Genomic DNA, 25,795 nt, shown 5'->3' with positions numbered 1-25,795 from the left:
AAAAAGATTTTTATTTATTAGGAAAGTTAACAAATTATTAAGAGTTTTGCGATACTAATTCAAAATATTTAAAAATGAAACTAAAGTTCAATGGATTCTTAGTGCTTTTATTAGTACTAGTTGCGCAACTTTCTTTTGCGCAAGAAAGAGCTGTTTCGGGAACAGTTTCTGACAATGCAGGGATGCCTCTACCAGGTGTTAGTGTATTAGTTAAAGGAACCAAAGCTGGAACGCAAACCGATTTTGATGGTAAATATACTATCAAAGCATCATCAAGCCAAGTATTGGTATTTAGCTACATTGGGATGAAAACTCAAGAAATAGTCGCAACTTCATCAACAGTTAACGTAAAATTGGCTGGAGATGCTCAAGAACTTGAAAGCGTTGTAGTAACAACAGCTTTAGGTGTTAAAAGAGAGAAAAAATCTCTTGGTTATGCAACACAAGAGGTAAAAGGAGGAGATTTAAGAAATGGTACTTCTAGTGGTAACTTCTTAAACGAACTTTCTGGTAAAGTTGCCGGTGTTAACATTACAAGAAACACTAACTTTGGAGGTTCTACAAGTGCAATTTCTAGAGGGGTTAAAGCTATTGGTCAAAGTAATGAGATGTTAATCGTTATTGATGGTATGCCAATCAACAACGCTAACAACACAAACGACGGAACAACAGCTCAATCATCAGGATCTAGAGGATTTGACTACGGTAATAACGCGATGGACATTAATCCAGAAGATATCGAAAGTGTGAACGTATTAAAAGGTGCTGCGGCTTCTGCATTATACGGATACTTAGCTGGTAACGGGGTTTTAATGATTACAACTAAAAAAGGTAAAGCTAGAAAAGGATTAGGAATCACTGTTTCTTCTGAAGTAGTAACTGGTAGTCCTGACAAAAGCACTTTCGTTAAATACCAAAAAAATTATGGAGCTGGATACGGTGCTTCTTTTGACACTACACAAGATATTAATGGTGACGGTGTAAATGATAGAGTAGTTCTTATGGGAGATGATGCTTCTGTAGGTAACCGTTTTGATCCTTCATTGAATGTTTACCAATGGGATGCATTCTCTGCATACCCAGGAAATGCTAACTACGGAAAAGCAACTCCATGGCAAGCTGTCGCAAACGATCCTTTCACTTTCTTCAAAAACTCACTTTCTTTAGTGAACAGTATCTCTTTTGAAGATGGAAATGAAAAAACAAATGTTGTATTTAACTATACAAATACTGACCAAACTGGTGTTTTAATTAATAGTGAATTAAGAAAAAATAACTTCAGTTTAAAATTAAACCACCAATTTACAGACAGATTGTCTTTAAGTACTTTTGCTAACTTTTCTGCACAACAAACAGTTGGTAGAAACATGACAGGATACAGCGACAACTTAGTTTCTGGTTTCCGTCAATGGTGGCAAACAAACGTTGATATTAAACAATTACAACAAGCATACAACAATTCAGGCGGACAAAACATCACTTGGAACAGAACTTCTGTTGACGATGGATCTCCTGCATACTGGAACAACCCTTACTTTGAGCGTTACCAAAACTACCAAAACGATAGTAGAAATCGTTTTATCGGTTATGCAAACTTAACGTACAAAATTACAGACTGGCTTTCTGCAACTGGAAAAATCTCTACAGATACTTATTCTGAGATTCGTGAAGAAAGAGTTGCTGTAGGATCTGTTGCAAAAACTTTTGGTATCAATGCTCTTGACGAGACTTCAGGATACCAACGTTACAATGGTAACTTCTCTGAGCAAAACTATGACTTGATTCTTACTTACAACAAAAAATTCGGAGAAGATTTTAGTTTAAGTGGAGTAGCTGGGGGAACAATAAGAAACACTTATTTCAACCAAATTACAGCTTCTACTCAAGGAGGTTTAATTATCCCTGGTATTTACAGTTTATCAAACTCTAAAGCTGCAAGCCCATACCCATACGAAAGAGAAACTAAAGCTTCTGTTAACAGTTACTACATTTCAGCTTCTTTAGGATATTTAGATACATATTTCATCGATGCAACTGCTCGTAGAGATGCTTTCTCAAACTTGCCTGCAAGCGACAATAGCATCCCAAGTTATTCTGTTTCTGGTAGCTGGGTTTTCTCTAAAAACATTGATGCTAGCTGGTTAAGTTTTGGTAAATTAAGAGGAGGTTACTCTGAAAGCCCATTAGGAACACCTGCATTAGCATTGGTTGATACTTATACAAAATACGATCCGTTCAACAATAACCAAATGTATTCTGTAAACTCTATTAAAAACAACCCAGATCTTAAACCTATTAAAACTAATACACAAGAGATCGGTCTTGAGATGCAATTCTTAAACAGAAGAGTTGGATTTGACGTGAGTTTATACAAAAACGTGAATGACGGAGAAGCTGTAAGAGTACCTTACTCAACTGCTACAGGTTATACTTCTAAATATGTTAACGCTGCTACAGTAGAAAACAAAGGTATCGAGGTTCAATTCAACGTTACTCCTATTAAAACAAATAGTTTTTCTTGGGATGTTAATGTGAACTGGTCTAAAAACGAAAACATGGTTACAGCTTTGGCTGATGGTGTAAGTAACTTACAAGTATCTTCTTTCCCTGGTACAGTAACTTTAAATGCTGTTGTTGGACAACCATTTGGTGTATTGAAAGGAACAGATTATACTTATGATGCTAACGGACAAAGAATCGTTAACCCAGCAACTGGTAGATACGTAATCAATACTTCTACAAACAATATTATTGGAAACATCAATCCTGATTGGATTGGAGGTATCCGCAACAAATTCGCATACAAAAACTTATCTTTCAGCTTCTTAATCGATGTTAAACACGGAGGAGATGTTTTCTCTACTGACCAATGGTACGGAGTTGGAACTGGTTTAACTGACGAAACAGGTGGAAACAATGATCTTGGAAATCCAAAAAGAAATAGTTTAGTAAATGGTGGTGGTGTTATCCTTCCAGGTGTATACGCTGATGGAACTCCAAACACAACAAGAACTGCTTACTCTACAGGTGGAGCTATTACAAATGCTTACACTAACGGACCAAGAAGTCAATTTGTTTACGATGCTGGATTTATCAAATTAAGAGAGGTAAACATTACTTATACTTTACCATCTTCATTAGTTCAAAAAATGAAATTAGTTGATGCTAGAATTTCACTTATCGGATCTAACTTATGGATCATCCAAAAGAATCTTCCAGATGCAGACCCAGAAAGTGGATTAGGATCTAACGTAGGATCTCAAGGACTTTCTATCGGTTCTTTACCAACAACTAGAAATATTGGTTGTAACTTAACAATAAAATTCTAAGCTATGAAAAATAGACTAATAATATTAATATCGTTCATTGCCTTATTTTCATCTTGCTCTGATGATTTTGGGAACATGAACCAAGACACAAAAAACCCTACCACTACTTCTCCTGAATTTTTATTTACAAATGCAGAGAAATTCATGATGGATCAGGTTACTAGCACATCTGTTAACTTCAACGTATTCAGATTATATGCTCAGCAATGGACAGAAGTACAATACCCACAAGAAACTCAATATGACCTTACTGGACGTACAATTCCAGATCGTCACTGGGCTACTTACTACCGTGATGTACTAAGAGATTTTAAAGAAGCTAAAACACTTTTGCTAGAGCAAAAAGCAAGCTACACTGGAACTGCTGATGGTTTAGTGGTAATTGAAAATAAACTTGCAATTATCGACATTTTAACTTCTTACTGCTACGGTATCTTAGTTGATACTTTTGGAGATGTTCCTTATACAGAAGCTTTAGATATTGAAAATCATCCACAACCTAAATATGATGACGCTCAAACTATCTACAGAGATTTACTTACTGTATTAACTAATGCATCTCATAAATTAGATCAATCTGCTGACAGTTATGGTAGTGCTGACCTTATTTACGGTGGTAACACTGCAAAATGGGCTAAGTTTGCTAACTCTCTTCGTTTCAGAATGGCTATCATGATGGATGACGTTGATCACGCTTACGCTAGCACACAAGCTTTAGCGGCTAAAGAAGATGGATTAATCACATCTAGTGCTGATGGTGCTTACATGCCTTACGCTACAAATACAACAAATAACAACCCGTTATATCTTGACTTAGTAGCTAGTGGACGTAATGACTTCGTTCCTGCTGATACATTTGTTAACAAATTGAATGCTCTTTCTGACCCAAGAAGATCTAAATACTTCACTGAGTACCCAGAAGGATCAGGACAATACAAAGGTGGTGTATACGGAACAGTTAACATTTACGGAAACTTCTCTCACATTACTGAAACTATTAAAGATCCAGTTTATCCAGGTGTAATTTTCACGTATTCTGAAGTTGAATTCTTATTAGCTGAAGCTGTAGAAAGAGGTATCGCTGTTGGAGGTACTGCTGAATCTCACTATAACGCTGCTGTAACTGCATCTTTACAAGATTGGGGTGTAGCTGCTGGTGATATCGTCGCTTACTTAACAAGATCTGATGTAGCTTATGCTACTGCAACAGGAACTTGGAAACAAAAAATTGGAGAACAATCTTGGATTGCTTACTATAATAGAGGTTTTGAAGCTTGGACTTCTTACAGAAGATTAGACTTCCCTGCTTTAGTTGCGCCACCTGTAACATTTGGTGACATCACTGAAGTTCCAAAACGCTACTCTTATCCAGGAATCGAGCAGACATTAAACGTCGCAAACTTAGAAGCTGCAGTTGCAAAATTGGGTAACAATGCTGTAACTACTAAACTTTTCTGGGACAAACACTAATATTATATTTAACAGTACAAATATGAAAAAATACATTAAACAGATAGCCGCATTTGCATTTATTGCAACTTTAGCTTCATGTTCTGCAGATGACAATATGGAATTTGCAACTACAGGAGGTAATGCAGTTCCAACAACGACTAGTATAAGTCGTTTGGATAACAACTACAACCTGCCACTTAACACATACACTAAAGAAGGTGTAACTGTGACTAAAGTTGAAATTTTCAAAAATGCTCGCAAAAACACCTCCAACAGATCCTATCGTATTTGGAGACAAAGTAGCAGATGCAACTTTAAGTGAAGGAAAAGCTACTTTCAATACTTCTACATTAGGAAGTTTCGACAATTTCCCAGTAACTGAAGGTGGTGTAACAACTTTAACTGGAAAAACAGGAACGTTTGAATTAGCAATTCTTGCAACTTATTCTGATGGAACAACATCAAGAGCTCCTTTTTCTTTAGTAGTTGGAAAAGCAATTACTTGGCAAGTAGTAAACGCTGATGGAGATCTTGTAAACAGTACTTCAAGTGGTATCTCAGCAATTAAATTTAATGATCCTGCTGCTTATGAAGTGCATATCGCTCCACTTACTAAAGCTGCTACAACAATCACAAGTATTGTTGGACAATGGTCTAAAAATGATACTGGTACATTTACTAATTTACCTGGAACATTGCCTGCTACTAAACAGACTATAGATTTGAATAGTTATCCATATTCTACTTATGGTGGAATTGTTGCTGGAGATAAAATTACTTACAAATTTATTATAACTTCAGGAACTCAAACAGATGAGATTACTACAACAGTAACTTTTGCTGATCAAGTATTTGGTGCTTCTCACAATGGAAACATTTCTGACAGTGAGTCAACATTCAGTTTCAAAACTGGAGACCATGAAGCTTCTGAAATTGATTTCGTTAGCCCATTTGGTTTCGCTACATCAGAAGGAGTTAGTATCGATTTCGTAAAAGACAATACTGTAAACTACTCAACTGCTAACTTATTTGTCGCTGAGAATGCTTACAACGCAGGTACTAAAGTTACATCTTTAACTAATTTGGTAGTTGGTGATGTTATTGTTTACAAAATCACAAGATCAGTAAACTTTGGAACTGAATCAGATCCAGATTTCCAAGATGTTCTTTACACTGGAATCATCAAAATTACTGACAAAGTTCAAGGAACTACAAGTCAAGAATTGAAATTCTCATACAAAGAAGGAGTTTTAGCTGACTAATTCTTCTTTTAACAATGAAACTAAACCATCCCAAATTGGGATGGTTTTTTTTTATATAAACATTACCTATATTTGTCCAATGGAAAAAGAACATCAAATATTTGGCATTAGAGCCATCATAGAAGCGATTCAAGCAGGAAAAGAAGTGGATAAAGTTTTCATTCAGAAAGACATTTCTGGTGAACTTATGAAAGATTTAATGAAGGTAATGAAACGTGCAAACGTAAACTTCTCTTATGTTCCTGTAGAAAAATTAAATCGTCTTACACCAAATAATCACCAAGGTGCAGTAGCAACCATCTCTCCTATTGGTTTTATTGATTTAGAGCATTTAGTAGAATCTACAATTGAGTCTGGCAGCAAGCCTCTTTTTCTAATATTAGATCAAATATCAGATGCTAGAAATTTTGGCGCTATTATTAGAACAGCAGAATGTACTGGAGTTAATGGAATCATTATACAAAAAGCAGGTTCAGCTCCTGTAAACGGTGATACTGTTAAAACTTCAGCTGGAGCTGTATTCAATGTGCCTATCTGCAAAGTTGAACATATAAAAGATGCTATCTTCTATTTGCAAGGTTCTGGAATTAAAACAGTAGCGAGCAACTGAAAAAACAGATCAAAACATATATGACATATCATTATCAGAACCATTAGCCATTATTATGGGATCTGAAGACCGAGGAATAAATCCTTCTGTTTTAAAAATAGTAGACGAAAAGGCCAAGCTACCAATGTTCGGCTCAATAGGATCCTTAAATGTCTCTGTTGCCTGTGGTGCTTTTCTATACGAAGCTGTTAGACAAAGAATCTAAAAAATACATTGAGAGATTAAGATGCGAATGAAATAATTAAATACCTTTAATTAATGCTTTCAAAATCTAATTCAAAATCAAAAATTACAATATTCCGATGCCTGTTTGTAATTCTATTAATTACAAACAGCTACGGACAAAATACTACGTATAATCAGTTTTGGAATGAATTACAGTTCAATCAGACTTTAAGCAAAAAGTGGGCAACCGAAATTGATTTTGTCTGCAGCTTATAGCAGTTCCGAATCATCTCCAAATTTATTCGAAAACACTATTCAAAGATCCATTAGAGGTTGGGGACATTATTACTTTTCTCCCAGATGGAAACTCTCCGCCTTTGTTGCCTATTTCAGCAATAGAGATGTTCCCGAAATTGGTCAGTTCGAATCTCCCGAATGGCGCTTTGCTCTTCAAGGCATTTATTATTTTCACAAAACAGGCTACACTTTAAGTACAAGAATGCGTACTGAATATCGTCATATTAAAAATGATGATGATCAATATGAAAACGTTTTTAGATATCGACAACAGATTAAATATATACAGCCCATTAACAGTAAATTTTTAAGAAGCGGAGTCGTATATGCGATTGCATCAGATGAACTTTATTTTAAATCTGGAGCAAATGTTACTGGAGAAAGTTTTTTTGATCGAAATCGATTCAATATTGGTGCTGGTTATTTATTTACAGATGATTTTCAGGTTGAATTAACGTATTGCAACGAATATCTTCCAAGAAATAATGGAAACCAAACAACCAACGCCGCTTCGCTTACTATAAGTTTCAATAATTTTTTTCGAAACCTTAAAAAGAAAATTGAAGCCAAAAAACATCCTGAAGTAAAAGACGAAGAATAAAATTAGTTTTCTTCTTTCTTCAAAAAGCATTTAAGCTGTTCAACAATAGCATTTTTATGAAGCTTAAAATTATAGCTTCGCACAAATTCAGTTCCCTGCATATTGATATCTGCACTTACAGCTTCGTAATTAGAAAATGCATCGAGATCTTTATCGTCAATCAAATAAAGTACCTGCATTATAGAATCGTTACGTCGATATTGAGTATCGTAATGTGCTAGCTTATATGTTTTGTTATCTGCTAGAAGAATTATTAAATCGTCCTTAATTTTTTTCCCTTCTTTCTTATCAGGAAAAGGCGTGGGCTGCAGTGCTACGAAATAATGTTCTTTGTCTGTAACAATATTAATTTTCAACGATTTTGATTTTGTAGTGTAAAAAGTCTGCTGGCTCAAAATAGTAGATCATACTCCCATCTGCCTGCACCCTATTTTTTATTTCACATTGAGCAACGCCTTTCGCATTAAAAACAAAAAACAAAAATAAAACGACAATCTTCATTTCCATAATGCTCAAAATTAAATTGTTAGTTTAACAAATTTACTCTTTTTATTTCAAAGAAAATTACTGGCCAGTTTCTTCTTCTTGATCAGCTTTTTTAATTACTATATAATTTACAGGATGGCTTGACGAAAAATACTGAATTTGTTCTTCTTCGTTTTCATGAGAAAAAGTAACGAAATTTCCGTTTTCATCAAAATGTTTCATGAAAGGATCAAGGCTTGGATCAAAATCTGGACGTTGCCAATCGTAAACAATTGGTTTTGCATATTCGGGCGCTTTGTAAAATAAAGTCAAAACAAAACCCGTAATAAGTCCTGCTAAATGCCCTTCCCAAGAAATAGATTGATCAACATCGGGAAAAACATACCATATCATTCCGCCATAAAGCAAAATCACAGTTAAGGATAATGCAACCAATCTATAATATTTAGTCTGAATACCTTTAAAAAAAATAAAACTAACCAAAACATAAATTAATCCGCTTGCCCCAATATGAAAATTCTCTCTTCCTACTACCCAAGTAATCAATCCTGAAAATATTATTCCATAACTTATAACTCCAAAAGTTTGTTTTGGATAAAAAAACTGCATTGCCGCCAATAGTATTACAAGCGGAATACTATTATTGTATAAATGATCTAAATTTTCATGAATAAATGGACTGAAGAAAACACCTCGCAGTCCAATAAAATCGCGAGGGTAAATTCCGAATCGGTAAAAATCAAAATCAAAGCGAATCTGAAGCCAATATATTATCCATAAAAAAAGGACAAAAAACAATGGAAGTCCAATAACCGAATTTGAAAACTTAAAATTAGTGTCGCTCATATTTTTAGAAAATAACATCTAACAGAACTCAAAAAACTATCCAAAAATAATTTACTGATATTTTGTCATACCAAGATAAAGAATTGTCTCAAATCAGAACAATCGATCTCTCCATGAACTGTTTTAACTTTTGAATGAATGAAATTTAAATCTTAAAATAGTAATTTTGTAATATGGAAGCACCTTTAGCAGAGCGTATTCGTCCGCAAAAATTAGAAGATTATATAAGCCAACAACATTTGGTTGGTCCAACCGGTTCTTTAACACAGCAAATTTCAAAAGGGATAATTCCTTCATTGATTTTCTGGGGACCTCCAGGAACAGGAAAAACAACTTTGGCACAAATTATTGCGCAAGAATCAAAGAGACCGTTTTATATTCTAAGTGCCATAAATTCTGGTGTAAAAGATATTCGCGATGTTATTGAAAAAGCAAAACAAAGTGGCGGACTTTTTACGGCTAAAAATCCGATTCTATTTATAGACGAGATCCACAGGTTTAGTAAATCACAACAAGATTCACTTTTAGTCGCTGTCGAGAAAGGTTGGATAACATTGGTCGGTGCTACAACCGAAAACCCCAGTTTTGAAGTAATTCCTGCATTATTGTCACGTTGTCAAGTTTATATACTAAATGCTTTTACAAAAGCCGATTTAGAAGCTCTTTTGCAGCGTGCAATGAAAACTGATGCCTATTTATTGACAAAAAAAATAAATTTAAAAGAAACAGAAGCATTATTGCGTATTTCTGGTGGTGACGGAAGAAAACTCTTAAATGTATTTGAACTCGTCATTAATGCTTCTGCTGGTGATGAAATTACAATTACTAACGATCGCGTTTTTGAACTTGTACAACAAAACACGGTTCTTTATGATAAAACTGGCGAACAACATTACGATATCGTTTCTGCCTTTATTAAATCTATACGAGGCAGTGATCCTAATGGAGCCGTTTATTGGTTGGCCAGAATGATTGAAGGCGGCGAAGAAGTAAAATTTATTGCTAGAAGAATGCTAATTCTAGCAAGCGAAGATATTGGTAATGCTAATCCAACTGCACTGATAATGGCTAATAATACTTTTCAGGCTGTTACAACAATCGGATATCCAGAAAGCCGAATCATATTAAGTCAGTGTGCTATTTATTTGGCTACTTCGCCAAAAAGCAATGCTTCTTATATGGCAATTGGCAATGCTCAACAGTTAGTAAAGCAAACTGGCGATTTGCCTGTTCCTATTCATTTACGAAATGCTCCAACCAAATTAATGAAGGAATTAGGTTATGGAGACGAATATAAATATTCTCACGATTATGCCAATAATTTTGCAGAACAAGAATTTTTACCAGATGCTATAAAAGAAACGGTTCTTTACAATCCTGGAAACAATTCTAGAGAGAATAGTACCCGCGAATTTCTAAAGAACCGTTGGAAAGATAAATACGGCTATTAAACCGTATTTTGTATTTAGAATTTAACTACAATTTTTTCTGAAACTAATTTGTCATTCTGATAAGACTCAAAATACCATTGTCCGTCTTCTTTCAAAATCAAAGAACCTTGAACATTATCTTTTATCGCGATGTAAACATTTGCTTGAGAAGTCTTAAGAAGCTTCATAACTACTTTTGGAGTTTTATCTATTAATTGATAACCAGATTCTGTTGGTTGAGCATATAATAAATTAGGATCTTTTAAATCTGGCGAAACAGTCGCTGCTACTGGATTTGTTTGCGCTACTTTTACTGCAGCTGCTGCAGGAGCAACTGTCGCAGCCGCCAAAGTTTCGGCAGTATTTTTCTGTGCCACAACAGTTCTAGATGGCACTACAGACTTGCCGCTGTATTTATAGTGCAATCCATAAATCGATTTAAAAGCGTTATCTAGCGCTTCTTTATAGGCAACTTCATATTCTTTCTCCTTACTTTTACCCACTTCAGAAGTGTAAACCACTTGTCCGTAACAATCTTTTAATTCAATAAAAAGTTTAGTGACCAAAAAAGCATTGTCTTTTTTCACATCTATATATAAAACCTGACAACGATCTGTAAGTCCATCTGGTAATTGCTCGTTTGTATAATAAGCTTCAAAACCTCCTTTTAATAAATTTGATTTGGTTAATGTAGCCAAACGATATTGATTATCTGTTTTTATAAAATCATATCTTAGAGGTACAATTACAGCCCTGTAATCATTAACAGACTGCGCAAATCCAACAACTGAACATAAAAGAGCAGTAAGTAAAATTTTAATTTTCATAATTATAAATAGTTTTTTAGTTCTAATAAATGGTTAATTTGTTTATAATTTCCCGAAATATCTAATTTTTTCTCATTAAAGAAAATAGCATCCAAACCAGCATTCAACGCTCCATTTACATCTGCTTCAAAATCGTCTCCGATCATAATGCTGTTTTCTTTTGAAGTTTTTGCCAATTTTAATGCATAATCAAATATAATACTATTTGGTTTTTTAACACCTGCTAATTCTGAATTTGTGATTGTACTGAAATAATTGCCAAGCGCAGCATTATTAATTTTCTTTTCTTGAACTTGAGCAAATCCATTTGTGATGATGTGAAGTTTATATTTTGGTTTCAAATATTCCAAAACCTCAATCGCTCCATCAAAAAGATAATTGTTATCAGTAAGAAACTCAATATAATCATTTGCAATTTCCAGAATATTCTCATCTGAAACTACATAATTCAAAGCATCAAAGGATAACTTCAAACGATTATAACGCAATTCCTGATGCGTAATTTTGTCATTCTGATACAATCTCCAACATTCTTGATTGATCGGAATATATTCTTTAATAAAATCTTGAGTTGCGATTTCTTGGTACTTATTTTTAAAAATACGATCAAAAGCCATTTCTGAGTTTTTATCAAAATCCCAAAGCGTATGATCTAAATCAAAAAAGATGTCGGTAATATTGGTGTTCATGTATTAAAAAATTCCTTCATCTACAAAACTATAATATTTTGATTCAGTAATAATAACATGATCTAAAACTTTAACATCTAATATATCTCCTGCTGTTTTAATTTTCTTAGTAATTTGTTTGTCGGCATCACTTGGAACTAAACTACCCGAAGGATGATTATGACACAAAATCAAGGCTGTAGCGCCATTCTCTAGTGCTAATTTAAAAACCAATCGTATATCTACAACTGTTCCAGCAATACCTCCTTTACTTAATTGGGATTTAGAAATCACTTTGTTTGAATTATTAAGAAAAAGCACCCAAAATTCTTCATGCGGAAGTTCTCCAATAATGGGTTGCATAATATCAAAAACAGCTTTACTTGAAGTTATTTTTTTTGGTTTCGCAACATCTTCTATACGTTGCCTCCTACCCAACTCTAAAGCAGAAACAATTGAAACAGCTTTTGCTTCGCCAATACCTTTAAATTGCATTAATTGAGAAATTGTCATTTTTCCTAAAGCAGTTAGATTTTTGGCTGTAGCTAAAATTCGCTTACTTAAAGCGACAGCAGATTCATTACGGCTTCCAGAACCAATTAAGATAGCCATTAATTCAGCATCACTTAAAGCATCTTTTCCTTTGAGCATTAATTTTTCGCGCGGTTTATCATCATCAGACCAATTTTTTATAGCGAAATGCCCTCCTTCCATAATAATAATTTTAAGAAGCGAAGATATTTAAAAAAGAAGAAAAATCTTTCAAATATTATTAACCGTTCTTAAATTTTAGTATCTTTAAAAACTAAATTATCTGAAAATGAAACCATTAATCTCCTGCTTTATTTTATTATTTTTTCTATCATGCCACCAAAAAGAAAACAAAAGCGCAGACTGTTTCAAATTATACCGAACCTAAAACTTTTGCCGAAAAATTATCTCAAGCCGCAATTTCAATAATTGATCCCTCGATTGATTACGATCCTGCTTATTTCAAAATTGATTACCCAAATGGCGATGTTCCAAAAAACAAGGGAGTTTGCACAGATGTTATAATACGATCGTATCGAGTTCTAAATATCGATTTACAAAAAGAAGTTCATCAAGATATGGTTGAAAATTTTTCTCTTTATCCAAATTTAAAAAAATGGGGAATGACAAAAACCGATACCAATATTGATCATAGAAGAGTCCCGAACCTAGAGGTGTTTTTTGAAAGAAAAGGAACCAAATTACCTGTAACTCAAAACGCAAAAGATTACAAAACTGGAGAATTAGTAACTTGGATGATTAATGATAAACTTCCGCATATTGGAATTGTAACTAATAAAAAATCAGCTGACGGAAAACGTAATTTAATTGTTCATAACGTCGGCGGCGGACAAGTTTTAGAAGATTGTTTATTTGAATACAAAATTGTTGGACATTTTAAATATGAAAATTCTAATTAGATAATTAGACTAAAAAAAATGTGCCAACTACAAAAGCATTGGCACATTATCTAATTTTCAAATTGACTAATTTCTAATTAATCAAACCTTTTACATCATCAAAATTTAAACCTCCGTAATTTCCTGAACTCATTAATAAAAGTGCAGAATTTTCTAAATTTAAATTGAACAAATATTCTTTAAACTCAGTTGGATTGGTATAAATAATTAAATCTTTTCTATTGAATGCCGTAGCAATTTGCTCGTAAGTAACTTCTTCTAGTCGCTTAATTTTAACCGCATCTGGAGAATAGAAAACAACTGCAACATCAGCATATTCTAAAGCACCTTCATATTCTTTTAAAAACTCAGCATTTAAACTACTATAAGTATGCAATTCTAAACAAGCAACTAGAGTTCTATTAGGATACTGCTCTTTTACCGCTTTTGTTGTTGCGGCCACTTTACTTGGCGAATGCGCAAAATCTTTGTAAGCCACTTTTCCTTTTCCTTCAGCAATTTTCTCTAAACGTTTAGAAGCACCTTTAAAGCTAGCAATCGCTTCGTAGAAATCGGCCTCATCAACCCCCATATTTTGACAGATCCATTTTGCTCCTGCCAAATTATTTAAATTGTGTGCGCCAAAAACTTCAATTGGCATATCGCCTTCTGGAGTTTTTAATAAAGTTACTCCATCATTTACCGAATATTCTGGAGTCGAATAAGCAATTTTTCGAATCGGATTTGTTGTCGCTTCGGCAACACGTTTTACTTCTGGATCATTTTCGTTATAAACTAAAATTCCGCCATTTGTAATTTTTTCAATGAAAATTTCAAATTGCTCCACATAGTTTTCATACGTTGGAAAAACATTAATATGATCCCAAGCTATTCCAGAAATTAAAGCAATGTTTGGTTGATATAAATGAAATTTCGGACGTCTGTCAATTGGAGAAGATAAATATTCATCGCCTTCTAAAACCACAAAATCATTTTCTTCAGTCAAATGAACCATCGTATCAAAACCTTCCAACTGTGCTCCTACCATATAATCGACTGCAATGTTGTGATAATGCATTACATGAAGAATCATAGAAGTTATCGTAGTTTTTCCATGAGAACCACCTATTACAACACGAGTTTTATTTTTAGATTGTTCGTATAAAAACTCAGGATACGAATAAATCTTTAAACCTAATTCCTGTGCTTTTAATAATTCAGGATTATCCGCTTTAGCATGCATTCCAAGAATAATAGCATCAATATCTGAAGTGATTTTTTCTGGAAACCAACCCAATTCAGCAGGAAGAATTCCTTTCTTTTCTAATCTTGATTTTGAAGGTTCAAAAATAGCATCGTCACTTCCTGTAACCTGATATCCTTTGTTATGCAATGCTAATGCTAAATTGTGCATTGCGCTTCCGCCAATGGCAATGAAATGTGTTTTCATTTAGAATCTTTATTTTATGCTTCGAATTTTCGTTTTAAATCCTGCGCTTTTTTTGTGTCTTTTAGTTTGTTCAAATATAAATTATATAATTTTTGAAATGTGACTTTTGAATTGCCAATTTCATGTGCTTTCTTATAATTTTTTTCGGCAAGATCATATCTTTTAAAATACTCTTCAATTCTTCCTCTTGACAGATAGCCATCAATTGGAGAAAACTGTGCTAATTCGTTAGAATATGCAATTGCTTTTGATTCGCTTCCGCCTAAAATTCCAGGCAATTGTAAATAAATTTCAATCAATGCCCAACGCGCCTGAACATGTTTTGGATTAAGCTCGATGGCTTTCTCAAAAGCTTCTTTCATATCGCCCACCATAGAAAATGCTTTAATTTTATTCACTTCTACAGCATGCATCGCCAAACATCCTCCGTATTTAAAAAAATAATCTGCCACTGTGGGTTTCAATTCTTTTAGTTTTTTAAAATATTCCGCACCTTTTACCCAAGATTTTTGATGTGCTTCTATTTCTCCAAGATATTCCAGTGACTTTATATCTGACGGATTTGTTTTAAGGACAAATTCAAATATGAGTTTAGCTTCATCGTAATTTTTTGCGCGGAATAATTTCTCTGCTTTCTCAAAATTAGATTGTGACCAACAGTACATTGGAACAATCAAAAAGAAAATTAGCGACTTTTTCATATTTCAAAAATAAGGAAATATAAAATGCTATTTGCTTTTGAATATAAATTAGTAATTTGTACGAAAAATATAGTCAATCTTATTCCAACCTTTTTATATAAATCCCCGATCAGCTTCAAAAATACAATTACAACAATGAAAAACACTCGTGCTTTCATTCGGTATAAAATGTAAAACAATTTAAAATTTCTTACTTGAGAAAATCCAAATTTTGAAATCATCAAATGTATCTTTTGTCAGTCTAAGTAAAGTCGAACACACGCATTCAAAAGGCCCCGACTTCTATCAGCCTTGTATACTTTACACAAATTAAAAAAATAAAAAACCCGACAGCTTAAAAAACTGTCGGGTTTTATTTTATAAAAGAATTTGAGATTATTTAGCAATCGTCAATTCATCAATAATGTTTTTAGCTCCTGCATATTTGTCGATAATCCAAAGTACATAACGAATATCTACGTTGATTGTTCTTTGCAATTTAGAATCGAAAATTACGTCTCCAGCCATAGCTTCAATGTTACCGTCAAAAGCGATACCGATTAATTCTCCTTTTCCGTTAAGAACTGGCGAACCAGAGTTTCCTCCTGTAATATCATTATCTGTCAAGAAATTGATTGGCATATAACCTGCTTTATCAGCATATTGACCGTAATCTTTTTTCTTGTTTAACTCTAACAAACGAGCTGGCAAGTCAAATTCCTGATCTCCTGCTTTATATTTTTTAACCATACTTTCCATTGTGGTATAGTTGTTAATCTTAGCATCGTTACGAGGATCAACAGGTAAAGCGCGAACTTTTCCGTAAGTCAACCTCAACGTAGAGTTTGCATCAGGATATTTAATTGCGTTCAATTTAGATTCTCTTAAACCTTCTACCAATTTACGGTATGCAGTTGCAAAACCATCATCAGCTTTTGCTTGATCGTCTGTTTTAGAACGGTATTTTGTCAATAAATCATTAGAAATAATATACAACGGATCGTGCGTAATGGCTACTGGTTTTGGATCTGCTAAAAATCCTAGTACTTTTTCCTTAGTTGTAAAGTAACTCTGTTCTGTAGCTTTTGCCACATCTGCAGTAAAATCACCATTGTTAGCTGTTTTCATTTTTGCAATTTCTGGAGCAAGTCCATACTCAGCGACTTTCTCAGCATATAAGTTTAATTGAGCTGTTAAAATGTCTTTTTCTAAAGGAGCATAAAACTCACCATAAATCTTCTCAATCATTTCATTGATTTTAGGAAGCATTTCTGCTTTCTTAGCATCATTCTCTTTGTAGTAAGCAATTAATGCATTTCCTAAATTAGCAGGTCCTGTTGCGTAGCTAGAAGTACGTAAAAGTTGAGTCAAATAATTATCGTGACGCGCTTTTAAGTTTGTTTCTCTGTAATAATCGTTAATAGTCGGAATTACATTCTCGTACTTTTCTTTGTTTGCAGGTTTACTTGCCCACTCGTAGAATTTATCTTCTTGTTCTGCTTTAGCATCTACAGTTCCAGCTTTTGTTAAAGCGTCGATCATACCTTGACGGTTTTTCCAGTAGTTAGCAGTCGAAGCATATTTAGAAGCATACTGTAAACGAACAGTTGCATCTTTATCCATATACTTTTTCATTACATCCATTCCGGTTTTTGCACCTTCAACCCAAGCAGGATAAGCATATTTAATGTTTTGCTCGATTCCTCCAGCCGGCATCCAACGGTTTGTTCTGCCTGGATATCCTAAGATCATTGCAAAGTCGTTTTCTTTAACTCCTTTTAAACTTACAGGTAAATAGTGTTTTGGTTTTAATGGCACATTATCTTTAGAATATGCTTGCAGGATTTCCGTCTTTGTCAGCATAAACTCTAAACATAGAGAAATCTCCAGTTTGACGAGGCCACTCCCAGTTGTCTGTATCTCCACCAAATTTACCAACGCTTTCAGGAGGAGTTCCAACTAAACGAACGTCTGTGTAATCTTGGTAAACAAAATAGTAATATTCATTTCCTTGAAAGAAAGGGCGAACAGAAACTGTGTATTTTCCATTTTCGCTATTTTCTTTTTCAATCAAAGCGATTTCTTGCTGAATGATTGTGTTTCTTTCAGTTTCTGTCATCGTATCGTTTACTTTAGACAGGATTCTTTTTGAAACATCATCCATACGAACAAAGAAACGAACGTATAAAGATTTTGGTTTTAGTTCTTCTGAACGATTTTTTGCCCAAAAACCATTTTTCAAATGATTTTGTTCTGCAGTTGAAAGTTCTGCAATCGAACTATAGCCACAGTGGTGATTAGTAAGAACCAAACCGCTGTTTGAAACGATTTCAGCTGTACATCCTCCATTGAATTGCACAATTGCATCTTTTAAGCTATGATTATTGATACTGTAAATTTCTTCGGCTGTCAATTGCAAGCCCATTTTTTCCATATCTCTATGGTTCAATCTTTCGATAAACATCAAAAACCACATTCCTTCATCGGCTCTCATTGGGAAAGCCATAAGGCACATGGTCAAGAATAAAATTACTTTTTTCATGTTATTTTGTTTAAGTGATGCGAATATAAGCCATTTTAGCAATTATCTCAACCCAAACAATCTTAAAATTAAAAATGATATTAGATTTTTAGCCGTTTATTACGAATTTAACATTATAAAACAAAAAAGGTGCCCTGAGAACAGAACACCTTTTTGATATCTAAGTAAGCTTTACTATTCGTTAAGCATTTTCCAAAGTCTGTCTTTTAAATCTGTCAAACCTTGTTGTGCTACAGATGAAATAAACATATAAGGAACGCCTTTGAAAGAAACATCTAATTCTGCTTTCAGCTCAGCTTTCAATTCATCATCCAACATATCACACTTTGAAATTACCACAAGACGTTCTTTGTCTAGCATTTCAGGATTATACTTTGTTAATTCGTTAACCAAAATATCATATTCTCCTTTAATGTCTGCTGTATCAACAGGAATTAAAAACAATAAAGTTGAGTTACGTTCAATATGACGCAAGAAGTAATGACCAAGACCTTTTCCTTCTGCCGCGCCTTCAATAATTCCAGGAATATCAGCAATTACGAAAGATTGAAAATCTCTGTAAGCCACGATTCCTAGATTCGGTTTTAAAGTCGTAAACGGATAATCGGCAATTTTTGGTTTTGCCGAAGTCAATACAGACAATAAAGTAGATTTTCCTGCATTAGGAAAACCAACCAAACCAACATCAGCCAAAACTTTAAGTTCCAAAATCACATCCATTTCAATACCAAGCAAACCTGGCTGTGCATAACGAGGCGTTTGGTTTGTAGAGCTTCTAAAATGCCAGTTTCCTAAACCTCCTTTTCCTCCTCTTGCAAGAATCTGTTTTTCTCCATGTTCTGTAATTTCAAAAAGCGTTTCTCCAGTTTCCTTGTCTTTTACAACAGTTCCTAATGGCACTTCAATGATTTTATCTTCTCCGTCTGCACCAGTACTTCTGTCAGAACCTCCGTCTCCACCGTGACCTGCTTTAATATGACGCGCAAACTTCAAATGAAATAATGTCCAAAGCCCTTTATTTCCAACTAAATATACATGTCCACCACGACCTCCATCGCCACCATCTGGACCTCCTTTTTCAATAAATTTCTCTCTATGTAAATGCGTAGAACCTTTTCCTCCCTTTCCGGAAGAAACATATATCTTAACGTAATCTACAAAATTTCCTTCTGTCATTTTCTTTGTTTATGTAAAGTTTCAAGTTTCAGGTTTCAAGTTTCAAGTTGTTTAATATATAACCTGAAACTTGAAACTTGAAACCTGAAACAAATTTTCTCTCTACTCTTTTAATGCTTTCACAAGCACTTTATCAATCTTAACACCGTCCATGTCGATTACTTCTAGAACGAATTTTTGCCAAACTAATTTTTCTCCTTCTTTTGGAATATGAGAAAGCTCGGTCATAATCATTCCGCTTACGGTATTTACTTCATAATCGTTTGTTAACTCATCCAATTCGAAGTAAGTCAAGAAGTCGTGCAATGAATAATGTCCATCAACTAACCACGAACCATCTTCTCTTTCTATAAGCTGGAATTCGTCTTTATAAAATTCTGCGAGCATCACCAACTAAAGCTTCCAAAATATCATTAAGAGTAATCAGTCCCTGAAAAACTCCATATTCGTCTGAAACTAAAGCATAGTGGACACCCGTTTTTTTGAAATTTTCTAAAGCTTTGTACGCCGTTGTTTGCTCCATTAAATAGGGCGCGTCAGACATAATTGCCAGCTAAATCAAAATTATCGCTTTCGATGTTAGCAAAAATATTTTTAAGTGTTACGACTCCAACAATATCATCGTAATTATCATTGTAAACAGGATAGACTGCGTGAAGGTCTTGAACAACCAATTCTTTGATTTTTTCTTTATCGGCTTTTAATGGTAACATATCAACCGACTTGCGATGTGTCATTAAAGAGTTTACTTTTCTGTCTCCAATATGAAAAACACGCTCCACAATATCTTGTTCAATTTCTTGAACCTCTCCTACTTCTGTACCTTCTTTAATGATGGCTTTAATTTCTTCCTCCGTAACTTTTCCGTCAGCGGTTGGTTTTATTTGGAAAACATTCAATAAGAAATCTGTCGATGTAGTAAGCAACCAAATAAATGGAGCTGTAATAATCGAAATCACTTTCATTGGCATTGCAACCATTTTCGCAATTGCTTCTGGATAATTTAATCCGATTCGTTTAGGAAGTAATTCTCCCAAAACCAATGAGAAGAAAGTTAAAACTACAACTACAATTCCCACCGCAATAGAATGTGCGTAAGGTTTAAGAACTTCAAATCCTGCTACAAAAAGCTCAACATCTGCAGTAATTTTGTCACCAGAATAAATACCTGTCAAAATTCCGATAAGGGTAATTCCGATTTGTACTGTCGATAAAAACTTATTTGGGGAATTAGCTAAGTCTAGTGCCGTTTTTGCACTATTATTGCCTTTTTTCGCAGACTGTTTCAAGCCTGTTTTTACGGGCCGAAATCAAAGCGATTTCAGACATGGAGAAAACTCCGTTTAATAGAATTAGAAAAAATATAATTAGTATTTCCAATTGATAGTGGATTCGTTATAAAATGGTCTCGTTAAATGTAATTTGTAATCTTAAAAAATGGCTGTGAATTAAAAAACTAATTTTTCTAACTCAAAAACATTGATCATCAAAAACATTTGAAAAGCCCGTTTTAGAGTTAGAAAAATAGTTTTTTTTGCGTCCCGATAGCTATCAGGATTCACGTACAGCTGGAATAAGTTTCTACAAATTATCTATAACTGACGTTAATCGCTCTGTAATTTGTTCGATAGTTCCGATACCGTCTACGGCATGAAACTTACCTTGTTCTTTATAATATCCAATAAGAGGAGCTGTTTTCTCATTGTACTCTTGGTATCTTACACGAATTTTTTCTTCGTCTTGATCGTCAACTCTTCCGCTTGTTTTTCCTCTCTCTAATAGACGCTTTACCAAAATTTCGTCATCAGCTTCTAAAGCGATTGTTGCTGTTACGCTAGATCCGATCGTTGGTAAAAACTGGTCTAAAGCTTCTGCTTGATTGATTGTTCTTGGGTAACCGTCGAACAAGAATCCTGCAGTATCTGGATGTTTTTTTACCTCATCAATTAACATTGCAGTTGTTACTTCGCAAGGAACCAACTCTCCGTTGTCCATAAAAACTCTTGCTTGTTTTCCTAGTTCAGTATCATTTTTTAAATTGAAACGAAAAATATCTCCTGTTGAAAGGTGTGTTAAATTGTATTTTTCTTTTAAAAATTCTGCCTGAGTTCCTTTTCCTGCACCAGGCTTTCCAAATAAAACGATGTTAATCATAATTGAAATGAGTGTTGTTACTTCTGTCTTTCAGAAGTTTTAAAATGAATATATAGTTGTGTTTTGTTATTCTGCTAATTTGTAAACTTCAGTAAGGTTTCTTCCTAAACCATCATAGTCTAAACCGTAACCTACAATAAATTTGTTCGGAATACGAATTCCGATATAATCTATCTTAATGTCTTTTTTATAAGCTTCTGGCTTAAAAAACAACGTTGCAATCTTAAAATGCTTTACATTTTGTGCTTTAAATAAATGCTTCAATTCTTCTACAGTATTTCCTGTGTCGACAATATCTTCGATCACGATTACAGTTCTTCCTGAAAGATCGTGACTGATACCTATTAATTCTTTAACCGATTCTGTGCTTTCTGTTCCTTCATACGAAGCCATTTTGATGAATGAGACTTCGCACGGTTTTTTATATTTTTTCAGAAAATCTGACACCACCATAAAAGCACCATTCAAGACTCCAATAAAAATTGGTGTATCATCACCAAAATCATCTTCTACCTGAGCGACCATTTTAGCCAAAGCAAAATCAATTTCTTTTGCCGAAATAAACGGAACAAATTGTTTATCGTGAAGTTGTATCATTATTTTTCTTTTTAAAATAATGGACAAAGATAAAGAATTAGAACTTAACAGCTTCTATCAAAACAAACTGTATTCGAGATATTTTTTAGGAATGTTAAATCTCAGTTAATCTTTACAAATATTTTTTTGTCACTCTACATATTTTAAGTAAATTGTTATGATCTAATTATTTAACTCCAAAAAACCAATGAAAAAATCCTTAGCCCTAATTTCGATACCGTTATTAGCCGTAATGACTGCCTGTAATGGGCAAGTAAAAAAAGAAGAAAAAGAAGCCCTAGCCAAACAATCTGGCAATGTTGTAAAAACTTCTATTGGAGAAATTACGCTTCCCGCTCCTTACGCAACCGAATCTAAAACCAAAAATAGCAAAGTAATTGGATGGCCAGAAGGCAAAACGCCAAAAGCGCCCGAAGGTTTTACAGTAACTAAATTTGCTGACGGATTTGAGAATCCACGATGGAGTTATATAGGTCCAAACAATGATATTTTTGTTGTTGAAAGTGGCACCAGAACAAGCAAAAACCAAATTATAGTTTTGCGCGACAATGATAAAGACGGAACATATGAAACTCGCGAAGTTTTTATTTCTGGTTTAAACAGGCCTTTAGGAATGTTAATCCTAAAAGACTTTTTTTATATTGCCAATACTGACGGACTTTACCGTTATCCTTATAAAAACGCACCATTAAAATTAGAAACTCAAGGAACTAAAATTGTTGAACTGCCAGCCGGCGGATACAACAATCACTGGACAAGAAGTTTGCTTGCTAATCCCGAAGGAACAAAAATTTATATTGGTGTTGGTTCAGGAAGCAATGTGGGAGAAAACGGAATGGATAAAGAAGTTCGCCGCGCTGCAATTTTAGAAATTAACCCTGATGGAACTGGCGAAAAAATTTATGCTGAAGGCCTTAGAAATCCAATGGGAATGGATTGGAATCCAGCCAACAAAAAAAGAACTTTGGACAGCGGTGAATGAAAGAGATGAACTTGGAGATGATTTAGTTCCAGATTATATTACAAGTGTAAAAAGAGGCGGTTTTTACGGATGGCCTTATTCGTATTTTGGAAGTATTCCTGATCCAAGATGGAAAGGTAAAGGCGAACGAAAAGATTTGATAGAAAAAGCTATTGTTCCCGATGTTCCTGTTGGCGCTCATACCGCTTCTTTAGGATTGGCTTTTTACACGAAAGATGCTTTTCCTGCAAAATACAGAAATGGCGCTTTTGTAGGTCAGCATGGTTCTTGGAATCGATCTATAATTTCAGGCTATAAAGTTTTATTTGTTCCTTTTAAAGACGGAAAACCTTCAGGAAAACCAGAAGATTTTTTAACTGGTTTTATTTCTGACAATGATAAAGCTGAAGTTTACGGACGTCCAGTTGCAGTTACTGTAATGAAAGACGGATCGCTTTTGGTAAATGATGATAGCGGAAATACTATTTGGAAGGTTACAGCAAAGAAATAAATTCCAATTCCGAAAATTATCGGAACAAATTTTAAAAAGAAAATTTTAAACACATAGAGACATAGATTTTTGTTTAAAAAGATGTTATTAAGAAAATTAGTTTTCGCACATAGTTATTATGTGGCTTTTGACAAGTAAAACGCCTTTTTTGCCTCAATCAATGCTGTGTTTCTATGTGTTAAAATAAAACTGCCTTTTAATCAGCTCATTTTATGCCCTCCAAAAAATATTTTCTCCTTCTCTTTATTCTTTTTACTTCTAAAAGCATCTCAGCACAAGAAAAAATTCAAAATATTGATTCAGTTAAAACTCAAAAACTGAATGAAGTTTTAATAAGTCCGCTTCATATTAATCGTGATTTACAAAATAGTCCCGCTTCAATTGGTATTTTATCCGAAAAAGAATTACTTCGAAATAACACAACTGATATTAGTAATGTCATCAATACAATTCCTGGCGTTTTTATGCAGTCTTCCAATATTACCACAACCCGAATTTCGATTCGTGGAATTGGCGCGAGAACTCCTTATGGGACGAATAAAATTAGAGCTTTTTATGGAAGTATTCCATTAACTTCAGGAAACAGTGAGACTGTAATTGACGATATCGATCTTCAAAACATCAATCAGATTGAGATTATAAAGGGCCCGCTTTCTAGTGTTTATGGTGCTGGTTTGGGCGGTGCGATTTTGATTTCTCCTCAATCATTAAAAAGTGGCAATTATCAAGCTGAAATCAGTTCGGTTTTTGGCTCTTACGGATTATTGAAAAACAGAATAAGTTTTGATTTAAATGAAAATAATGCATCTTTAAATCTGAGTTATCACAATCTAAAAACTGATGGCTGGCGCGAAAACAGTGCCTATAATCGTGAAGGAGTTACACTTGGCGGAGAATTATTCAGAAAGAAAAACAGCAAACTGACTTATTTTTCGAATTACACCTATTTAAAAGCATATATTCCGAGTTCGATCAATAAAACCACTTTCGAAAATAATCCACAGGCAGGTGCACCGACTTGGGTTGCTTCAAAAGGATTTAAAGAATACAAATCGACTTTGGGCGGATTGGCTTACGATTTTAAAATCAATGATCATTTAAACAATTCGACTTCTGTTTTTATCAATTACAAAGACAGCAATGAACCGCGTCCTTTTGATATTTTGCGTCAATATACTTTTGCTTCGGGCGTGAGGACACAGTTTTCTGGAGATTTCAATATTGGAAAAATCAAAAATCAATTTATTGCTGGATTGGAATATTTCAGAGATAATTATAGCGGAAATACTTTTCAAAATCTCTATCAGCAAAATAACGGAAATGGAAGTTTGCAAGGCGATCAGCTTACAGCAACGAATCAGAAAAGGCGTTTTTACAATATCTTTTCTCAAATCAGAACTTTGCTTTCTGACCAATTTGAAATTCAGGCAGGTTTAAATTATAATAAAACCAAATTTGAATTGCAGAATGATTTTCCCGCTTCCGCAAATAATCCAGTGGAGCAATATAGTTATGATGGCATTTTTTCGCCACAACTTTCTTTTTTGTTCAAGCCAAATGAAATCCAGACTTTTTACTTCTCTGCAAGCCGAGGATTTTCTCTTCCTGCAACCGAAGAAACTTTAACAAGCACAGGAAATATCAATCAAAACATAAAACCCGAAACAGGTTATAATTTTGAATTAGGAAGCAAACTTCATCTTTTCAGCAAAAAACTATATGCTGAAATTGCCGTTTACCGAATGGAAATTAAAGATTTATTGGTTGCCAAAAGAATTGGAGACGATCAATATGAAGGCGTAAATGCTGGAAAAACATTTCATGAAGGAATCGAAATTGCATTAAAACACAATTGGACAATCAATAGAACTTTCAATTTAAACTCTTACACTGGCGCTTCTATCGGAAATTATGAATTTAAAGAATTTGTCGACAACGGAAATGATTATTCTGGCAACAAATTAACTGGAGTTCCTGCCAATACTGCAAGTGCTGGTTTTAATTTGAATACCAATTCAGGTTTTTATTTTTCAGCAGATTTTCAGTTCACAGATAAAATTCCGATGAATGATTCAAATGCCAATTTTTCAGATTCTTATTCTTTACTAAATTTAAAAACAGGTTATCAATTTGAAATTTTGTCTGGATTAAAAGCGCATCTCGATGCAGGAATTAATAATGTTACAAACGAAAAATACGCTTCCATGATTTTGACCAATGCAACCGGAGTTGGAAATGCACAACCACGATTCTATTATCCAGGATTGCCTATAAACTATTACGGAATTATCTCATTAAATTACTTATTTTAGCATTGTACT

At 34.0% G+C, this 25,795-nt stretch carries 19 protein-coding genes and 4 pseudogenes; 11 read left to right on the top strand and 12 right to left on the bottom strand.

Annotation, left to right across the window (positions count from 1 at the left end; translation table 11 throughout):
* Window positions 1–74: 74 nt before the first annotated feature.
* The 7 genes and pseudogenes from P5P87_RS20025 (at window position 75) to P5P87_RS19995 (ending at window position 7,716) form a co-directional block, all read left to right on the top strand.
* Window positions 75–3,329 carry a SusC/RagA family TonB-linked outer membrane protein gene (locus P5P87_RS20025; RefSeq protein WP_278020386.1) on the top strand — a complete coding sequence of 1,085 codons (3,255 nt, stop codon included), beginning with the start codon at window positions 75–77 and terminating at the stop codon, window positions 3,327–3,329.
* A 3-nt stretch (window positions 3,330–3,332) separates the two neighbouring features.
* A complete protein-coding gene (locus P5P87_RS20020; RefSeq protein WP_278020385.1) occupies window positions 3,333–4,799 on the top strand; it encodes a SusD/RagB family nutrient-binding outer membrane lipoprotein in 1,467 nt (488 codons plus the stop codon).
* 22 nt (window positions 4,800–4,821) lie between these two features.
* Window positions 4,822–5,103 (top strand): hypothetical protein, encoded by a 282-nt coding sequence (locus P5P87_RS20015; protein WP_278020384.1) that lies wholly within the window; start codon window positions 4,822–4,824, stop codon window positions 5,101–5,103.
* Window positions 5,033–6,043: a hypothetical protein gene (locus P5P87_RS20010; RefSeq protein ID WP_278020383.1), complete on the top strand. Its 1,011-nt coding sequence runs from the start codon at window positions 5,033–5,035 to the stop codon at window positions 6,041–6,043. The genes P5P87_RS20015 and P5P87_RS20010 overlap by 71 nt, the downstream gene beginning before the upstream one ends.
* 79 nt (window positions 6,044–6,122) lie before the next feature.
* Window positions 6,123–6,858: pseudogene (gene rlmB / locus P5P87_RS20005) on the top strand (23S rRNA (guanosine(2251)-2'-O)-methyltransferase RlmB).
* Between the two features lie 53 nt (window positions 6,859–6,911).
* On the top strand, window positions 6,912–7,094 hold the full coding sequence (locus P5P87_RS20000; RefSeq protein WP_278020382.1) for a hypothetical protein: 183 nt from the start codon (window positions 6,912–6,914) through the stop codon (window positions 7,092–7,094).
* Window positions 7,078–7,716 (top strand): DUF2490 domain-containing protein, encoded by a 639-nt coding sequence (locus P5P87_RS19995; RefSeq protein WP_278020381.1) that lies wholly within the window; start codon window positions 7,078–7,080, stop codon window positions 7,714–7,716. Before P5P87_RS20000 ends, P5P87_RS19995 begins: the two co-directional genes overlap by 17 nt.
* A gap of 2 nt (window positions 7,717–7,718) precedes the next feature.
* On the opposite strand, the gene P5P87_RS19990 is transcribed toward P5P87_RS19995, so the two are convergent.
* Together P5P87_RS19990 and P5P87_RS19985 are read right to left on the bottom strand one after the other, a co-directional pair.
* A complete protein-coding gene (locus P5P87_RS19990) occupies window positions 7,719–8,072 on the bottom strand; it encodes a hypothetical protein (protein WP_278020380.1) in 354 nt (117 codons plus the stop codon).
* A 208-nt stretch (window positions 8,073–8,280) separates the two neighbouring features.
* Window positions 8,281–9,048: a rhomboid family intramembrane serine protease gene (locus P5P87_RS19985; RefSeq protein WP_278020379.1), complete on the bottom strand. Its 768-nt coding sequence runs from the start codon at window positions 9,046–9,048 to the stop codon at window positions 8,281–8,283.
* A 173-nt stretch (window positions 9,049–9,221) separates the two neighbouring features.
* On the opposite strand from P5P87_RS19985, the gene P5P87_RS19980 reads away from it, so the two are divergent.
* Window positions 9,222–10,499: a replication-associated recombination protein A gene (locus tag P5P87_RS19980; RefSeq protein WP_278020378.1), complete on the top strand. Its 1,278-nt coding sequence runs from the start codon at window positions 9,222–9,224 to the stop codon at window positions 10,497–10,499.
* Window positions 10,500–10,513: 14 nt separating this feature from the next.
* On the opposite strand, the gene P5P87_RS19975 is transcribed toward P5P87_RS19980, so the two are convergent.
* From P5P87_RS19975 to radC, 3 genes are read right to left on the bottom strand one after another with little or no spacing between them, the layout of a single operon-like run.
* Window positions 10,514–11,305: a hypothetical protein gene (locus tag P5P87_RS19975; protein ID WP_278020377.1), complete on the bottom strand. Its 792-nt coding sequence runs from the start codon at window positions 11,303–11,305 to the stop codon at window positions 10,514–10,516.
* A 2-nt stretch (window positions 11,306–11,307) separates the two neighbouring features.
* Window positions 11,308–11,994: a YjjG family noncanonical pyrimidine nucleotidase gene (locus P5P87_RS19970; protein WP_278020376.1), complete on the bottom strand. Its 687-nt coding sequence runs from the start codon at window positions 11,992–11,994 to the stop codon at window positions 11,308–11,310.
* A gap of 3 nt (window positions 11,995–11,997) precedes the next feature.
* Window positions 11,998–12,687, bottom strand: a complete 690-nt coding sequence (radC, locus tag P5P87_RS19965) for a RadC family protein (RefSeq protein ID WP_198857792.1) — start codon at window positions 12,685–12,687, stop codon at window positions 11,998–12,000.
* A gap of 236 nt (window positions 12,688–12,923) precedes the next feature.
* On the opposite strand from radC, the gene P5P87_RS19960 reads away from it, so the two are divergent.
* The gene (locus P5P87_RS19960; RefSeq protein ID WP_340696697.1) at window positions 12,924–13,424 is read left to right on the top strand and encodes a DUF1287 domain-containing protein; all 501 of its coding nucleotides are present in this window, start codon (window positions 12,924–12,926) and stop codon (window positions 13,422–13,424) included.
* Window positions 13,425–13,497: 73 nt separating this feature from the next.
* Here the strand turns inward: P5P87_RS19960 and P5P87_RS19955 are convergent, their stop codons facing one another.
* From P5P87_RS19955 to hpt, 7 genes and pseudogenes are all read right to left on the bottom strand, one after another.
* On the bottom strand, window positions 13,498–14,853 hold the full coding sequence (locus P5P87_RS19955) for a UDP-N-acetylmuramate--L-alanine ligase (protein WP_278020375.1): 1,356 nt from the start codon (window positions 14,851–14,853) through the stop codon (window positions 13,498–13,500).
* Between the two features lie 14 nt (window positions 14,854–14,867).
* A complete protein-coding gene (locus tag P5P87_RS19950) occupies window positions 14,868–15,554 on the bottom strand; it encodes a tetratricopeptide repeat protein (RefSeq protein WP_278020374.1) in 687 nt (228 codons plus the stop codon).
* A gap of 375 nt (window positions 15,555–15,929) precedes the next feature.
* Window positions 15,930–18,075, bottom strand: a pseudogene (locus P5P87_RS19945) (S46 family peptidase).
* 174 nt (window positions 18,076–18,249) lie between these two features.
* The gene (obgE, locus tag P5P87_RS19940) at window positions 18,250–19,251 is read right to left on the bottom strand and encodes a GTPase ObgE (RefSeq protein WP_278020373.1); all 1,002 of its coding nucleotides are present in this window, start codon (window positions 19,249–19,251) and stop codon (window positions 18,250–18,252) included.
* Window positions 19,252–19,353: 102 nt separating this feature from the next.
* Window positions 19,354–20,631: pseudogene (locus tag P5P87_RS19935) on the bottom strand (hemolysin family protein).
* Window positions 20,632–20,832: 201 nt separating this feature from the next.
* Window positions 20,833–21,405: an adenylate kinase gene (locus P5P87_RS19930; protein ID WP_233074176.1), complete on the bottom strand. Its 573-nt coding sequence runs from the start codon at window positions 21,403–21,405 to the stop codon at window positions 20,833–20,835.
* Window positions 21,406–21,471: 66 nt separating this feature from the next.
* Window positions 21,472–22,002, bottom strand: a complete 531-nt coding sequence (gene hpt / locus P5P87_RS19925) for a hypoxanthine phosphoribosyltransferase (RefSeq protein WP_233074177.1) — start codon at window positions 22,000–22,002, stop codon at window positions 21,472–21,474.
* Window positions 22,003–22,189: 187 nt separating this feature from the next.
* On the opposite strand from hpt, the pseudogene P5P87_RS19920 reads away from it, so the two are divergent.
* A pseudogene (locus P5P87_RS19920) lies at window positions 22,190–23,474 on the top strand (PQQ-dependent sugar dehydrogenase).
* 212 nt (window positions 23,475–23,686) lie between these two features.
* Window positions 23,687–25,786: a TonB-dependent receptor gene (locus P5P87_RS19915; protein ID WP_278020372.1), complete on the top strand. Its 2,100-nt coding sequence runs from the start codon at window positions 23,687–23,689 to the stop codon at window positions 25,784–25,786.
* The last annotated feature ends 9 nt before the right edge of the window (window positions 25,787–25,795 follow it).

Source organism: Flavobacterium ginsengisoli (assembly GCF_029625315.1).
Taxonomy (GTDB): Bacteria; Bacteroidota; Bacteroidia; order Flavobacteriales; family Flavobacteriaceae; genus Flavobacterium; species Flavobacterium ginsengisoli.
The sequence above is the reverse complement of the archived record's forward strand: the minus strand, read 5'-3'. Positions and strand labels throughout refer to the sequence as shown.